Origin of the sequence: Emticicia sp. 17c (assembly GCF_037153985.1) — a bacterium.
Taxonomy (GTDB): domain Bacteria; phylum Bacteroidota; class Bacteroidia; order Cytophagales; family Spirosomataceae; genus Emticicia.
In genome coordinates, this window is sequence record NZ_JBBAYI010000012.1 from 145,752 (window position 1) to 162,156 (window position 16,405).

Annotated in this window: 11 protein-coding genes; 6 read left to right on the forward strand and 5 right to left on the reverse strand. The window is 41.0% G+C overall.

What is annotated here, in order from left to right; translation table 11 throughout:
• Window positions 1-207: 207 nt before the first annotated feature.
• A complete protein-coding gene (locus WAA15_RS20560; RefSeq protein ID WP_337044720.1) occupies window positions 208-1,653 on the reverse strand; it encodes an aminotransferase-like domain-containing protein in 1,446 nt (481 codons plus the stop codon).
• A 128-nt stretch (window positions 1,654-1,781) separates the two neighbouring features.
• Between WAA15_RS20560 and WAA15_RS20565 the strand changes: the two genes are divergently transcribed.
• Together WAA15_RS20565 and WAA15_RS20570 are read left to right on the forward strand one after the other, a co-directional pair.
• Window positions 1,782-2,720 carry a ketopantoate reductase family protein gene (locus tag WAA15_RS20565; RefSeq protein ID WP_337044721.1) on the forward strand — a complete coding sequence of 313 codons (939 nt, stop codon included), beginning with the start codon at window positions 1,782-1,784 and terminating at the stop codon, window positions 2,718-2,720.
• A gap of 40 nt (window positions 2,721-2,760) precedes the next feature.
• On the forward strand, window positions 2,761-4,227 hold the full coding sequence (locus WAA15_RS20570; protein WP_337044722.1) for an APC family permease: 1,467 nt from the start codon (window positions 2,761-2,763) through the stop codon (window positions 4,225-4,227).
• 60 nt (window positions 4,228-4,287) lie between these two features.
• Here WAA15_RS20570 and mutY read toward each other — a convergent pair whose 3' ends face one another.
• Window positions 4,288-5,355 (reverse strand): A/G-specific adenine glycosylase, encoded by a 1,068-nt coding sequence (gene mutY, locus WAA15_RS20575; protein ID WP_337044723.1) that lies wholly within the window; start codon window positions 5,353-5,355, stop codon window positions 4,288-4,290.
• Window positions 5,356-5,652: 297 nt separating this feature from the next.
• On the opposite strand from mutY, the gene WAA15_RS20580 reads away from it, so the two are divergent.
• The 4 genes from WAA15_RS20580 to WAA15_RS20595 all read left to right on the forward strand — a co-directional run bounded on the left by WAA15_RS20580 (window position 5,653) and on the right by WAA15_RS20595 (window position 10,129).
• Window positions 5,653-5,937 carry an HU family DNA-binding protein gene (locus WAA15_RS20580; RefSeq protein WP_101728035.1) on the forward strand — a complete coding sequence of 95 codons (285 nt, stop codon included), beginning with the start codon at window positions 5,653-5,655 and terminating at the stop codon, window positions 5,935-5,937.
• A gap of 73 nt (window positions 5,938-6,010) precedes the next feature.
• On the forward strand, window positions 6,011-6,838 hold the full coding sequence (locus WAA15_RS20585; protein ID WP_337044724.1) for a tetratricopeptide repeat protein: 828 nt from the start codon (window positions 6,011-6,013) through the stop codon (window positions 6,836-6,838).
• A gap of 319 nt (window positions 6,839-7,157) precedes the next feature.
• On the forward strand, window positions 7,158-8,708 hold the full coding sequence (locus WAA15_RS20590) for an Rne/Rng family ribonuclease (RefSeq protein WP_337044725.1): 1,551 nt from the start codon (window positions 7,158-7,160) through the stop codon (window positions 8,706-8,708).
• A gap of 152 nt (window positions 8,709-8,860) precedes the next feature.
• A complete protein-coding gene (locus WAA15_RS20595; RefSeq protein WP_337044726.1) occupies window positions 8,861-10,129 on the forward strand; it encodes a DUF2264 domain-containing protein in 1,269 nt (422 codons plus the stop codon).
• Between the two features lie 39 nt (window positions 10,130-10,168).
• Here the strand turns inward: WAA15_RS20595 and WAA15_RS20600 are convergent, their stop codons facing one another.
• The 3 genes from WAA15_RS20600 to WAA15_RS20610 are packed head-to-tail and all read right to left on the reverse strand — an operon-like array spanning window position 10,169 to window position 16,209.
• Window positions 10,169-12,313 carry an FN3 associated domain-containing protein gene (locus WAA15_RS20600; RefSeq protein ID WP_337044727.1) on the reverse strand — a complete coding sequence of 715 codons (2,145 nt, stop codon included), beginning with the start codon at window positions 12,311-12,313 and terminating at the stop codon, window positions 10,169-10,171.
• Window positions 12,314-12,362: 49 nt separating this feature from the next.
• Window positions 12,363-13,817, reverse strand: coding sequence for a DUF1501 domain-containing protein (locus WAA15_RS20605; RefSeq protein WP_337044728.1), 1,455 nt, complete (start codon window positions 13,815-13,817; stop codon window positions 12,363-12,365).
• A gap of 46 nt (window positions 13,818-13,863) precedes the next feature.
• Window positions 13,864-16,209, reverse strand: a complete 2,346-nt coding sequence (locus WAA15_RS20610; protein ID WP_337044729.1) for a PSD1 and planctomycete cytochrome C domain-containing protein — start codon at window positions 16,207-16,209, stop codon at window positions 13,864-13,866.
• Window positions 16,210-16,405 lie beyond the last annotated feature (196 nt).

The window sequence follows — 16,405 nt, forward strand, 5'->3', positions numbered from 1 at the left end:
CATTTTGAATAGTAACAAATTTACAAAGAAATTATTAGATTTTTTATAAATTTTTTATCAAATATTCAGGTTTTCAGGTATTTTTTGTAGTACCACTCAACCAACAGATATAATCTGTGTATAATCATGATAACTCAGGATAAATATTGTTTTTAACCCTTTTCAATCTTTTGTTCGGTATGGTTTCGGTTATTATTTTTGTTCAGGTTACGGGTGTAGCAGGTCTTTTGCTATTTGCCCCAATGTTTTTAAAGACTCATAAGTCTGTTCGTTCCAGTTAAGCCCGAAATTGAGCCTTATACAGTTATGAAACTGGTTTCTGAGTGTAAACATTTTTCCCGGAGCAATACTTATTTTCTGATTAATTGCACGTTCGTATATTTCTAAGGCATCCAGTTTTTTGTCCAATTCAAGCCATAGCACAAACCCACCTTTGGGTCTGCTGGCTTTGGTTCCTTCAGGAAAAAAGTCATTGATAGTTTTAATATATTGCAGATAATTCAGGTATAATGTACTGCGGAGTTTGCGGAGATGTGTTTCATACCTGCCGTTTTCCAGAAAAATAGCAACGGCTTCTTCCGTAATGGCAGTTGATGAAATGGCATGATACAGTTTCTTTTTCAATACAGCCTCTTTAAAACGGCCTGCTTCAACCCACCCTACTCTATAACCCGGAGCCAAACTTTTTGACACCGAGCCACACCACAAGACCAATCCGGTTTTATCAAATGTTTTGCATGATTTAGGTCTTTGGTTTCCGAAATACACATCGGCATTAATATCGTTTTCAATCAGGGGTACATTGTATTTTTCAAGTAATGCTACTAGCTGTTTTTTGCTTTCGTCAGGCATATAACTCCCCAGCGGATTACTGAAATTACTTATCAGTAAAATGAGCTTTACTGGTACACTTGCAAGCGTTTTTTCTAGCATATCAAGGTCAATTCCGGTTTCAGCATGGCATGGAAGCTCAATAATATTCAGACTTAGGCTTTGGGCTATTTGAATCATTCCGAACGACACGGGGCTTTCAAGCACAATGGTGTCGCCGGGCTGTGTTAAAGCCATCATGCAATAAGAAATCGCATTCAGGCAACCACTTGTAGTAATGATATTGTCGGCCTCAAGGTTTGCCTCCATCGCAAACGCCCATCTGGCTATTTGTGTTCGTAGTTTTTCATTTCCCTGCGGATGCGCCATTGCTGTGCCGCTACCTTGCATCTGCCTCATAGCCTGTACAAAGCCTTTGTTGAGTTTGGCAATGGGTAATAGCTCGTTGGCAGGAACACCCAACGAAAGCGGAATGTATTTTTCATTACTGCCCAGGTTATCGTACACTTTCGACACAAGGGTATCGATAGTTCCTTCAAAAAGGTGTTCGGCAGGATTACTCACAACAGGCACATCAAGCAGTTTTCTGGGAGAACCACAAACAAAATACCCCGACTTGGGTCTTGCTTCAATCAGGGCCTTGCTTTCTAAGTGATAATAGGCTTGCAAGGCTGTACTCTGGCTCACACCATACTCACGGCATATTGTACGTAATGACGGGATTTTAGTGCCAACTTTAAGAATACCTTTTATAATTTGCTGCTCAATAACGGCTGCGATTCTATAATATAAAAACTCTTCACTGATTTTTTTATCTCTCATAACTGCTATGGTAAAAAATCACAAAACTGCATCTGTTATGGCAAAATCCTTTTACAGAATTTTGCCGTACCAATGAGCAAACCAAACTGGTATCAATATTACAATAAAATTAATTATCTCGTAAACGAGTGGAAAATCAAATCAATATTTATGTGATAGGTGCAGGTGCCATCGGCAAAGCACTGGCTATTACCTTAAAAGCTGCAAACCGGAATGTAACATTGCTGAGAGCAACAGTTACAGACCTGCAAAGCTATGAAGAGAACCTGAGTTTAGTGCTTAACACGGGGCAAGAGCTTTCTGCTAACATAACAGTAGCCAGTATTCATGATTTTGACAGGCTCGACGGGCTTATAATATTAACTAATAAATCATACGGTAATGCACAAATATGCGCTTTATTAAGCAATAAAACTGGAAACTCGCCGGTAGTAATCCTGCAGAATGGGCTGGGCGTAGAAAACATTTTTCTTGAAAATCGTTTTCCACGGCTTTACCGATGTGTACTTTTTACTACAAGCCAAGTGATTGATAACACCAAAGTAAATTTCAAACCAGTTTCGCCTTCTCTGATTGGCATTATCAAGGGTAAGCCCGACGAGTTAGAGACAATTGTAGAAAGCTTGAATACTTTGGCTTTTCCGTTTCAGTCAGAGGTGAATATTCAGAAAGTTATCTGGAAAAAAGCAATTATCAATTGCGTATTTAATTCAGTTTGCCCTCTTATTGAAACAGACAACGGCATTTTTTATAGAAATGCCTACGTACTTGACATTGCCCAAAGAATAATACACGAATGTGTACAGGTAGCCAATGCCTATGGAATTATACTTTCAGCACAAGAGGTACTTGAAAGCCTGCTACTGATAAGTAAACTCTCCGACGGGCAACTTATCTCCTCCTATCAGGATATTCTACATAAACGAACTACCGAAATAGAAACTCTCAACTTTGCAATTGTGCAAATGGCCGAAACAATTGGCAAAGAAACACTGGTAAAAGAAACTAGACTACTCGGAGAACTCACCAAACTGAAATCAGACCTAAGCAGGCAAAAGTCGGTTTAGCCAGCTATATTAAATAAAACCCTAACTATATTTAAATTTTATGTTTTCAGAAAAATACTTCAGAAAAAAGCCTTTGAGTGCATACCATAACGACCTGCACAACAGCGAATTAAAAAGAGTGCTTGGTAAATGGGAATTAACTGCCATTGGCGTTGGTGCTGTGATTGGTGGTGGCATTTTTGTGCTAACAGGCGTTGCGGCTAATCTTTACGCAGGTCCTGCCCTAACTATTTCTTTTATGCTGGCCGGTATAGGTTGCCTGTTTGCAGCCTTATGTTATGCCGAATTTGCCAGTATTTTACCAGTATCGGGGTCGGCGTATGCGTATTCGTATGGAACAATAGGAGAATTTTTTGCTTGGTTCATAGGTTGGAATCTTATTCTTGAGTATCTGATGGGGGCTACAACCGTAGCCGTTAGCTGGTCGAAATACCTTGTCAAACTCCTACATTTGTTCAATCTTGATTTTATACCCACATGGTTGCTAAACGACCCTGTTACAGCCCGCGAAGAAGCTATTTTAAATGGGCTTCAAGCTCCGGCATTTTCAATTAATCTCCCTGCCGCGCTTATTGTATGGGTAGTTACTTACATTCTGGTGAAAGGCATTAAGGAGTCGGCTAAAACAAATAACCTGATTGTGACTATTAAGGTGCTGGCGGTTTTATTTGTAATCATTGTTGGGGCGGTTTATGTGAAAGGGGCTAACTGGGAGCCATTCATTCCTGAAAAAATAATTGATGCCAAAGGAGATTCTCACTATGGTATTTCGGGGGTAATAACTGCCGCGGGAATAGTATTTTTTGCCTTTATTGGTTTCGATGCCGTTTCTACCCAATCGCAAGAAGCCATTAATCCGACCAAAGACATTCCTTTTGCCATTATTGTCTCGCTGATATGCTGCACCATACTCTACGTACTGGTTTCTTTTATCCTGACAGGGATGGTTAATTACAAAAATCTTGATTTGGGTGCGCCCGTGGCTTCGGCTTTTAGTGCGGTGGGGCTTAACTGGGCATCGGGGCTTATTATTATTGCGGCCGTTATAGGCTTAATATCTGTTATGCTGGTTATGTTGCTTTCACAAACCAGAATTTTTCTGAATATGGCCAAAGATGGGCTGTTGCCTGCTGAATATTTTGCGGCCATTCATCCGGTTTATAAAACTCCGTGGAAAAGCACAATACTGGTAGGTGCAGTTGCTTCGGTTGTAGCTGCCATAACTCCTATCGAGAAGGCTTCTAAAATGACTAGCATAGGTACTTTATTTGCCTTTGCCATGATTTGCGCAGCAGTATTGGTACTCAGAAAAAAACAACCCAACTTGCACCGACCTTTCAAATTAAAGTATCTTTCAGTAATTGCCCCTTTAGGCATTGTATTTAATGTACTACTTATGTTCAGCCTTGATAAATCTACATGGCTAAGGCTATTGGTCTGGAGCGTTATTGGCATTATTATTTACTTTACATACAGTGCGCGCCATAGCCATCTTAATAAGAAGTAAGTGAAATAAAAACAGGTAGAAGCCATTATAACCTCTACCTGTTTTCCGTGAAATATCCTGTCAGCGAAACTCACCAAGATGTTTTTTGAGATACTTCTCAATCAGAATAGGTTTGGGTAAATCTTCTACTTCCTGCCAGCTATGGAAATCATAGTTTGCTGGAAGTGGGAGTTCCGTATCATCGTTCAATACAATATGCCAGAACTTAACTTCAATTGTCTGGTGAGTAAGTATATGTTTATACACTTCTGATACGCTTTTGATAAGCCCGACTGGTAAAATTGCGAGCAGAAAATCGTCAGTTATTTCTTCAAGAGTTAGTAAGTTTTCTTTGCTTTCAACCAGATAAAAATCATAAAGCCCTTCCCAGATGTCTTTTGCTCCGCGTTTGGCCATTAAAAACTGCTGCTTACGCTCAATCACGAAGTAATCGAAATAACGTTTTTTTGTTTTTATTTTCTTTGATTTGACAGGCAACACGGCCTGCTTGCCTGTTGCATTGGCTTCACATTCGTAATGAAATACACAAAACATACAGCCCGGGCTTGCGGGTGTGCAGTAGGTAGCCCCAAATTCCATAATAGCCTGATTATGCGTAGCAGGCTCGGTGTCTGATATTAGCTCATTGGCTAACTCGCCAAATACTTTTTTGGCTTCGTGGCTTGCAATATCGGTTTCTATGCCAAATATGCGTGCCAATACCCTGTACACATTGCCATCAACCACTGCTACTTTTTCATTAAAGGCAAAAGAAGCAATAGCCGCAGCGGTGTAAGGGCCTATGCCTTTTAGTTTTACCAGCCCTGCATAGTTTTGAGGGAACCTGCCGTTTAAATCCTGAGCTATAATTCTGGCTGTCTGGTGCATATTTCTTGCCCTTGAATAATACCCTAAACCCTGCCACAGGCGCAGCACATCTTTTTCGTCGGCGTTTGCCAAATCAGTAACAGTAGGATATTTTTCAACAAATTTCTGATAATAAGGCAAACCTTGTGCTACGCGGGTTTGTTGAAGAATAACCTCCGAGAGCCAGATTTTGTAAGGGTCATGGGTATTTCGCCAGGGTAAATCCCGTTTATTCCGCTGGTACCATTTCTGAAGTACTTCGGAAAATGTTTGTCTTTCCAATTTTTATCGAAGTTTTCTTAGCATTCGCTTGTTTTTTCTTTTCCAAAATCAGCCATTCGCCATAAGAAAAAACATAACTCACTAACTATTAAGCAATTACGAAAAAAAAGTTATAATCTTTTTGGCAAAGTGGTACTAAAAGCCATATCTTTGCAAACCCAAAATAAAACCAAAGAGTTTAGAGATGTTGAATTAATAAAAATAAGGGCTTCATTAGTAGTTTTTTGCATCATTTCAATTCAATATTTTTCGGGGAAAAAAAAATCTTAATATACACTTTAAAATTACGTTACGATCGTGACTAAAGCAGAAGTAATTTCAGCTATTGCCGACAAGACTGGCGTGGACAAGGCAAGTGTTTCATCAACACTTGAGGCATTTTTTAATACGGTAAAAGACACATTAGCACAAGGCGATGCTGTCTATGTAAGAGGTTTCGGAAGTTTTGTAAACAAAAGAAGAGCTGCTAAAAAAGCTCGTAACATTTCTGCTAAAACCACTGTAACCGTTCCTGCTCATTCGGTTCCTGGCTTTAAACCAGCCAAAGAATTTACCGAACAGGTTAAAGCAAACGTTAAATAATTTGACTCCTCGAAAGAGAGCAAAACCAAAAATCATGGATAGTGTTGAGCTATCCATGATGAATTAACCTCCTATGAAACGACATTTTTTAATCATAATTGTAGCAGCGATAGCCCTTACGGGCTTTCTTTATTATCGGCCCAAAGTGGTAGTCAAAAACGAAGCCAAAGCCAACCGTGATAAAGTAGCTGACAACAAAGCCGCCGACGCAGGCAAAGGGCAGAACGATATTACCACGCAAGCGCCCAAGTTATCGGCAGAACAAGAAAGCCAGGTAACCGAATTAAAGAAAAAACTGGCAGCATCGACCGATAAAAAGGCTCTTTACACCCAAATAGCCCAAGTTTTCGCCACAGGAAACCGTTTCGACAGTGCGGCTGTTTATATAGAAAAAATAGCTATTGCCGAGCCAACGACCGAAAACTGGCTAAAAGCCGGAGATGCCTATTTTCAGGCTTATAATTTAGCCTTAAAACAAGAAAACATAACATATCTGGCAGAAAAAACCCGTTCGGCGTATCAGAAAGTACTTGAAAAAAGCCCGCATCAGTTAATGGCCAAGACTAATCTGGCCATGACTTATGTACAGACTGATTCTCCGATGCAGGCCATCATGATGCTCCGTCAAGTTTTGGAAGAAGAACCAAACTTTGAGCCGGCATTGATGCAAATGGGTGTTCTTTCGATGCAGTCGAATCAATATGCAAGAGCAGCCGACCGTTTCCGTCAAGTGCTGAGAATAAATCCGGCTAATTTAAATGCACAACTGGCTTTAGGTTACAGTTTAATTGAGACAGGCGAAAAGGCACAAGCTAAAAAAATCCTTGAAGACCTTAAAACAAAAGTTAAAGACCCTACTTTAACAGAAGAAATAAATAAGGCTTTGGAGAGTATAAAATAATTCATTATCTTTGCGGTTCGATAAAAATACCCCCACCCCTGAGGGGGGAAACATATAAGTATTAATTTTTTCAAATCACCCCCTCCGAAGAATAGGGGTTTATAACATTTAAAATTATGCCTTGCGGAAAGAAAAGAAAAAGACACAAAATGGCAACGCACAAAAGAAAGAAACGTCTTAGAAAAAATCGCCATAAGAAAAAATAATCTTTCTTAATTAAGTGTTTGATAGCCATAAGTTCTTATTTTTGCACTTATGGCTATCAATTCCCATCAATTTAGCCAAAACAGTATCTTAACCTTTTGATTCTACCTCAGTTTTGAGCAACGAATTATATATCAGTACCACACAGAAAGGTGATAGAATAGCCCTAGTACAAGACAAAAGGCTTATTGAGTATCACTTTGATGAGACGGAGCACCAGTTTTCCGTCGGAGACATCTATTTGGGTGTAGTGAAGAAAGTCGTACAAGGTAATAATGCTGCCTTTGTTGATGTTGGCTATGATAAAGATGGGTTTCTACATTATAACGAAATCATTTCTTATAACTCTCTCAATAAGTTTGTTAAAGACGTTATTGCTAAACGTCCTGTAAATCTTCGTTTAAAAGGATTTCAATTAGAAAAAGATATTGATAAGTTAGGCAAAATCAACGAAGTTGTTACCAAGAATACGCCAATTCTGGTACAGGTTGTAAAAGAGCCTATCTCAACCAAAGGCCCGAGGTTATCCTGCGATATTTCTATTGCTGGCCGTAACATCGTATTGGTTCCTTTTGGTAGCTCAGTTAACATTTCCAAAAAAATCACTAATAAACAGGAGCGTCAGCGTTTACATAAGCTGGTATCTTCAATCAAGCCTGAAAACTTCGGGGTAATTGTAAGAACCGTAGCTGAAAGCAAAGACCTTGACGAACTAAAGAGAGATATTGATTTTTGTGTTGAGAAATGGGAGTCAGGCATGAAGACCCTACGCGATGCGAAACCTCGTGACCGCATCATTAGCGAAATGGACAGAGCCTCTTCGATTCTGAGAGATATGTTAAATGATGATTTTGACAATATCTACGTCGACTCAAAAGAAAATTTTGATGGTATCAAGAGTTTCCTTCATACCATTGCCCCTGAAAAAGAAAAAATTCTTAAACTCCATACTGGTAAAAACAAACTTTTTGAACAGTATGGCATCGAGAAACAAATAAAATCTTTGTTTGGCCGATCGGTTAGCTTGTCGGGAGGTGGTTACCTGATTATCGAACATACAGAAGCACTCCATGTGATTGATGTAAATAGCGGTAACAAATCGACCCAAGAAGGTGACCAAGAATCAACAGCCTTGACTGTTAATCTGGAAGCAGCCAAAGAAATTGCCCGCCAGCTACGTATGCGTGACATGGGCGGCATTATTGTCATTGACTTCATTGATATGAAGAAAAACGAGAATCGTCGTTTGATTCAGGAAGCAATGAAGGAAGAAATGAAAGGCGACAGGTCGAAATATACCATTCTGCCTATTTCTAAATTTGGCCTACTTCAGATTACCCGCCAGCGTGTTCGCCCCGAAATGAATATTGTTACACGTGAGACCTGCCCTACTTGTGGCGGTACGGGTACTATTCAGGCAAGCATCGTGATTACTGATTTGATAGAAAATAACCTTGATTATATTTTATCAAAACAAAACGAAACTGGCATCAGTATCATTCTTCATCCGTTTGTATATGCGTATTACCGCGAAGGTATCATTTCAAAACAAATGAAATGGTTCTTTAAATACCATACGTGGGTAAAACTCATCAAAGATTCTTCGATAGGCATTACCGAATTCCATTTCCTGAACAGACACGGAGATGAAATCGAAATAAGCTAATTTATTCTCTTACTATTTTGGCTGGCTTGTCTTTTGTTGTAAAGCAAAAAGGCTTGATTGTAGCTTGTTTTCTTTACCGAAAGGTTCTTCTTTTGCGTAAATCCAGTAATTTTGTCTGAAACAAATTTCCACCTCCCCTATTACAGACCACTATGAACCGACGTAATTTTATTCAGACCAATACACTTGCAGGGCTTTCTGTTCTTGCCACACATACAACAAGCTATGCTTATGTAAGTGCCTCTGCCGAAAATACCAGACTTTACTGGGCAAAGCTGCTTTATAAAATTGCTGAACCCGTCTTGAAAAATCTTGGTGAAGAAACTTTACAAAAAAACTGGCAGGTAGAATATAGCCCTATCTGGGATAAACGGAACGAAAAAGTGGCATTTCTGGAGGCTTTTGCACGCACAATGGTAGGTGTTGCGCCGTGGCTGGCATTAGCCGATGATACCACCGAAGAGGGTCAATTACGCAAGCAGCTAAGAAACTATGCTCTGAAAGCCATTACCAATAGTGTAAACCCTGCCAGCCCTGATTATATGCTTTGGCGAAAAGAAGGCCAGACACTGGTTGATGCCGCTTTTCTGGCACAAAGTTTCCTGAAAGCACCCGATAGCCTTTGGCAACCGCTGGATACTATCACCAAAAATCGTATTATTGAGGAGTTCAGGCTTTTAAGAAGAGTGGTGCCGCCTAACAATAACTGGGTGTTGTTTGCAGCAATGGTAGAGGTGTTTTTATTGTCGATAGGTGAAGAGGCCGACCGTTATCGGATTGAGTTTGGCCTGAAAAGAATTGATGACTGGTATGTGGGTGATGGATGGTATAAAGATGGAGAAACTTTTCATACCGACTATTATAATTCGTTTGTTATACACTCGATGAATGTAGATGTACTGAATACGCTTGTAGTGGTTAATCAGAAACAATTGCCCGATAAGCCTAATCAGGCTTTGCAGGAACGCGCTACCAAAGCCATTAAAAGAATGCAACGCCATGCCGATTTTCTGGAACGGCTCATTTCTCCTGAAGGGACTTTTCCGCCATTCGGACGAAGCATTACATACAGGCTTGGAGCTTTTCAGGCTCTGGCACACGCTGCGCTTATTCATCAATTACCCGATGGCGTAAGCCCTGCACAAGTTCGTTGTGCGTTAACAGCTGTTATGAAAAGAATGTTTTCGATAGAAGGCGTTTTCGATAGAAATGGCTGGCTAACTTTAGGCTTTGCGGGGCATCAACCCAATATTGCCGATGGCTATTCTAATGCAGGCAGTATGTATCTGACCACGCTTGGCTTTTTACCGTTAGGCTTACCAGCAACAGACGCTTTCTGGGCAGACCCTGACACTGAATGGACGCAGCAAAAGGCTTGGACCGGCAAACCATTCAAAAAAGATGGTGCAGTAGGTTACTGACCTCCCGCACCAGCATACCAAGAAACATATCAATGCTTTTTAGTTAAACAATATTTCGTCGGTAAAGAACCATGCAGGCTGCCCTTTGCTCGGATGCCACTTAGGTAGTTTTTTTACAGGCCGGGCTATTATCTTAATTACTTTATAATTGCCCGCTTTGATAGGCACAATAATACCTAGATTGGCCCGTTCCTTCATCTTGTCGGGCTGTTGAGGTAGTATTTTTTGTAATTTTCTCAGGTCGGTCTCGCTACTACCTCCCCAAACTTCTATTTCGGCAGGGGGCATAATAAAGGAATCTATCTTTTGCAGGTAGCTAATAGTGATACTACTGAGCATCACAGGATTTTTGAACATCATCAGCCCCACAAACTCGTTTTCTCGATAACCCAGCCAGCTAGCATCCTGAAAATTATCAACAGGGCCTTTTTTCAAATCAATCAGTACCTGCCCGCCTTTACCCGTATATTTTGGATTAGGAGGTGTTAACAATATAGCCGTATCTGCGCTTACCCCCGACTTGAAAAAGGTATAAGAAACTCTGTCACTAGCACGCCACCCATCTTTGGTAGCCATGGCTTTTATGCGAGTATAGTTATCTATAAACAATGGCTTTTCATAGATTGTCTGCGTGGTAGAGTCAGGGTCGGTGCCGTCTAGTGTATAATGAATCTGTACATTTTTAAGGGTATGTTTTAGCTCAACGGGTACATTCTTTTTAAGAATAAAGTCTTCATTTACTAAAGTAGGCGCATTGAGTTTAAGAATTTCGTCAGGGTTTTCAACAAAGCCCCTGTTAATGGTTATTTTCGGGTATTGTGTGGCAAGTTCTTTGATAGCCAAAGAATCTAAGGCCGTATTCCAGACAAAAACTTCGGCCAGAGCCGGTAAGTTTGCCAGTTTTTTAAACTGCTCTTTCGTAATTTTAGTACCTGCCAGCGCAATTGATGACAAATGCTTGCAGGCAGCCAGTTGGTCGAGGGTGTTACCTGTAATATCGGTTTGATTAAGGTTTAGTTTTTCAAGATTCGGGAACTTCGCAATCAGGGCTATATCTTCGTCCTTCACAGGCATTTTAGCTAAACTTAATACCACCAGTTGTTGGCTTACTTTCGATAAATTCTCTAATGCTTTTTTATCAAACTTTTTACTTACAAAAAACTCTGCCTCTAATGCTGGCGAACCCGTAGCTAAAGGAACCACCGAGCAAAAAGGAGTATTTATTTCTTTTAATGTGCTTTCGGAGGCGGCAGAAAAATCATACGTTTTTTCTTGCGTATTGCTCACAGTTTGCAAGGCCAGTTTTTTGGCAGGTGATGTTGCCGGAAAATCCTTAAAAGCCTTTTTAGTATTGGCCCCTTCGTTAATCCATGCACTTAGTAAAGCCAGTTCGGTGGTAGTTAATTGCGGTTTGCCTTTGGGTGGCATGTGTTCTTTTTCTTCCAGCGGCAGGTAAGCTCTTTTGAGTAGAAGGCTGTTAAGGGTATCGCCTGCTTTCCATAAATCGCCGTGTTTTCCGCCTTTGAGTATTTTTTCAATACTACTCATATTTAACTCACCTTTTACTTTCTGGTCGTTATGGCAAGCCAGACATTTAGCTTCCAGAATCGGGAAGATGGCTGCTTCATACATACTCGCATTATCGGCAATAGCTACTTTGTTATTTTTTTTCTGAAATGCTTCAAAAAAATAATCTTCTCCGTGCGTTATTTCTGCCCCGAAATGCCCAGCCAGTATAATTAATATCAGGCACGTAAACGACATTATCTGAACAAGGTTGGTTTTCTGGGAGAGGTTATCATAAACCCATAAAAGCCCGTAGGTAAACAAACTCACTCCGATACCCGTCCATTTATGCCATTGCAGAAGTTTTTCATCGTATCCCCCTTCTCTCGACAAGAAAAAGCCCATCACGGCTGCTACCGCTGCCGTAAGTGCTGTAAGCGAAAGCATAAGTTTCATAAAAAACTCGTAGCTTTTAGGTTCAAACTCTTTCTTGAAAAGAGAAAAGACTATCAGTACAAATACAAAACCAATAGGAAGATGCAAAAGCATGGGGTGCATTCTGCCAAGTGGGCTTAACCATACAGGAATCTGTACCTTTTCTTCAAAAAGTAGTAAGAAAACTAATAGTACATTAAATACAACTAAAAGATAAGAACAGGCTTTAAAAAAACGATTCATTGATGTGTTTAGGGTACAAATAGGTGAAATACAAGGTAAGACGCATTACTCAGACAATAATGCCCGGCACGAGTTTACCTGCTACGTCGGTTAGTCTGTATCTTCTCCCTAAGTGCTTATAGGTTAGTTGTTCATGATTCAAGCCTAACAGGTGCATAACGGTTGCATGAAAATCATGAATATGCACTGGGTCTTTTATAATGTTATAGCCAAACTCATCGGTTTCGCCATACACAATACCGGGTTTTACACCGCCGCCTGCCATCCAGATACTATAAGCTCTTGGGTGGTGGTCACGGCCATAGTTATCTTTCGTAAATGCTCCCTGACAATAATTTGTTCTGCCAAATTCGCCTCCCCATATCACTAGTGTTTCGTCTAGCAGACCTCTTTGCTTGAGGTCCATAATTAATGCAGCAGAGGCCCTATCTACATCTTCGGCCTGCAAAGGCATTTCGTTGGGCAAATTCCCGTGTTGGTCCCACCCCTGATGATACAGTTGCACAAAACGCACCCCTGACTCGGACAATTTTCTGGCTAAAAGCACATTAGCCGCGTAAGTGCCCGGCACAAGGCATTCGGGGCCATACATTTTTACGATATGGTCAGGCTCTTTCGAGAGGTCTGTTAACTCAGGTACAGCCGTTTGCATACGATAGGCCATTTCATACTGTTGCACTTTGGCTTGTACTTCGGGGTCGCCGCTTGTTTCAAAGCCCAGATGATTCAGTTCGGCCAGTTTATCGAGCATTCTGCGACGGGAATCTTTATCTATGCCTTCGCCATCTTTCAGGTAAAGAATAGGGTCTTCGCCGCTACTGAAAACAACCCCCTGATGAGTTGAATCCAGAAAACCATTAGTCCATAATTTAGAATAAACGCCCTGCCCGTTTCCACGCCCACGCGAAAGCAACACACAAAAAGCCGGAAGATTTTTATTTTCACTCCCTAGCCCGTAGCTCATCCAGGCTCCCATACTTGGGCGGTTGCCTACCTGCGCTCCTGTTTGCATAAAAGTAAGGGCGGGGTCGTGGTTAATGGCCTCGGTATTCATGGTTTTAATGATACATAAATCATCCACGATTTTAGCCATATTCGGGAACATATCGCTCACCCATGCTCCTGACTGCCCGTACTGTTTAAAGCCAAAGTAAGAGCCTATTAACGGAAATTTCGTCTGGTTGGCAGTCATTCCAGTTAAGCGTTGACCACCTCTGATCGATTCGGGGAGGTCTTCGCCTGCCATCTTATTCAGCATAGGTTTGTAGTCAAAAGTTTCGAGCTGAGACGGCGCACCATTCTGAAACAGATAAATAACTCTTTTGGCTTTGGGGGCAAAATGAGGCAAACCTAGCGGTAATTGTGCCAGATTTTCTTCTTCGCCAGTAAACAAACCCGGAATAAGCAATGACCCCAAAGCCATACTGCCTAAGCCTACGGCCGATTTACTCAGGAAATGCCTGCGGGTAATATTCAGTTTATTTTTAAAAAATTCGTTTTCCATTTGAACAAAAAGTAAATAGATGAATCAACTACCATTATGGCCTGCCTTAGCCTCTCATAATGGCCTCTTCCATATTATATAACATCTGAATGGTTTGCATAAGAGCTGCCGTTGTGGTTTTGTCTGGCACGCCTAAATGCTTATACTCGCCTATATTCAAGATTTTCTCTGCTTTTTTAGCATCTTTCTTAAGAAGGCTCGTTTCTGAATCGAAATATTGCTTGATAATAGCCATCTCTTTTTCTTTAGGCTTACGGCAAAGAACCTTTCGGAAAGCCTTCTCAAGTTTTTCATCGACCGAGCTTTTTTCCATCATCAGGCTTTCGGCCATTACTCTTGAGCCTTCTACCATCTGAGGGTCGTTCATCATAACCAGTGCCTGTAAAGGCGTATTGGTACGGCTGCGTTGCACTTCGCATTGGTCGCGGTTGCTGGCATCAAATATGAGCATGGTAGGTGGCGGAACCGTTCGTTTAATAAATACGTACATTCCCCGACGATATAAATCTGACTCATGGTCCTGAACGTATCTTGACAAACTGCCTCTGCCCGAGGTAGCTACTTCCCAAAGGCCCTTAGGCTGATAAGGCTTCACACTTGGGCCTCCTATTTCATTGTTCAGAATATCACTACTAGCCAGCACAAAATCTCTTACGTTTTCGGCAGGAAGACGAATGCGGGATGCTCGTGCCAGAAAGATATTTTCAGGGTCTGTTTTCAGGTGTTTTTCAGTAATGACCGACGACTGCCGATAGGTAGCCGACATAACCACCTGTTTTACCAGCCGTTTTACATTCCAGCCGTTTTCTCTGAAATCAACCGCGAGCCAGTCGAGCAGTTCGGGGTGAGAGGGCAGTTCTCCCTGCATTCCGAAATCGCCCACTGTTTTTACAATACCCCGCCCAAAGAATTGCGCCCATATACGATTAACAAACACACGGGCTGTTAACGGATTATTCGCGTCAAGCATCCATTTTACTAATCCTAAACGCCCTTTACCGTATTTGGTGGTATCATAAGCCAGAATACTTTTAGGTAAGCCAAAAGTAACCGAATCGCCGTGGGCATCGTAGTTACCTCGGTTTAGTACGTAAGTAGTACGCACTTTTGAGGTATCTTTCATAACCATTACCATAACTTTGGCGGTATCTCGCTTATTAATAAAGTTTAGCAATGATTTTACATCGGCATCTGTAATTGCCATATTCGGAGGGTCAGCAAAAGAGGCATCTATGGTTCCGAACAAGCCCTTTTCAGGAACCTGATTAAAGAACGCGAAGGTGCTATAATAGTCTTTCTGAGAAATAGGGTCATATTTATGGTCATGGCACTTGGCACATTCAAAAGTAAGTGCCAGAAATGCTTTACCGAATGTGTTTGTACGGTCGGTTACATATTCAACCCTATATTCTTCATCAATTACGCCACCTTCTTGCGTAATTTTGTGGTTCCGGTTAAAGCCCGTAGCTAATAGCATTTCTTTAGATGGCAACGTACTGCCGTCAGGATTAGGTAGTAAATCGCCGGCTAGCTGCCAGCTTAAAAATTTACTGTAAGGATAATTGGCATTATAGGCATGAATTACCCAGTCTCGCCACGGCCACATGGTACGGAGGCCATCATCCTGATACCCGTGCGAATCGGCGTAGCGAGCAACATCAAGCCAGTAAGTAGCCATTTTTTCACCATAATGTTTGTTTTTTAGTAGCTCATCTACCACTTTTTCATAAGTATTAGGCGAAGTATCTTTCAGGAATTTCTCTTGCATTTCTACGGTTGGGGGCAGGCCCGTCAGGTCGAACGACAGTCTTTTCAACAATTGCTCTTTAGACGCTTCCTCATTAGGGTCAAGGCCTTTTTGCTGCATTTTGTCATAAACAAAATTATCTATTTCGTTAACCGTCCAGTCTTCGTCAGCATCAGGTACACGGGTTTTTCGGGGGGCAATAAATGCCCAGTGAGGTTTGTATTTTGCCCCTTGCTTAATCCATTTTTCAATTAAATCAATTTCATACTGACTTAATTTGAGGTTAGAAGAAGGCGGGGGCATACGTAGTGTAGAATCTTTTGAAATGATTCTTAAAAACATTTCGGATTGTTCGGGGTTACCTGCCACCAACGCATGGCCTTTGGGGTTGTCTTTCAGTGCAGCAAAGGCGCCCTCGGGGGTATCGAGCCGCAGATTAGCTTCTCTTTTATTGGCATCAGGCCCATGGCATTTAAAACAACGGTCCGACAGAATAGGTCTGATATGGAAGTTGTAATCTACCTCATCGGGCATCGAAGTTGTTTCGGCCGAAGCACGCGTACAATTCCATACAATAGAGGCAATACCTACCGTAATCAGGCACAGAATAACATAAAACTTGAGTTTTACGGTTAAAGTTTTCATTTAGGGTTATCGAATAGAGATTTGGTAAAAGTAGTATTTTTTACAGAAAAAATAAGAACATTTTTAAAATATTTTAATAATTATTGTTCATGGCTTACTTCCTTAAAATACAGTCTTTTAACCTTTGCCATGTCATGTACTATTATTCTGAGAATGTATCCGTTTAATAATAAAATGAGTTTTTATCTATCATTTC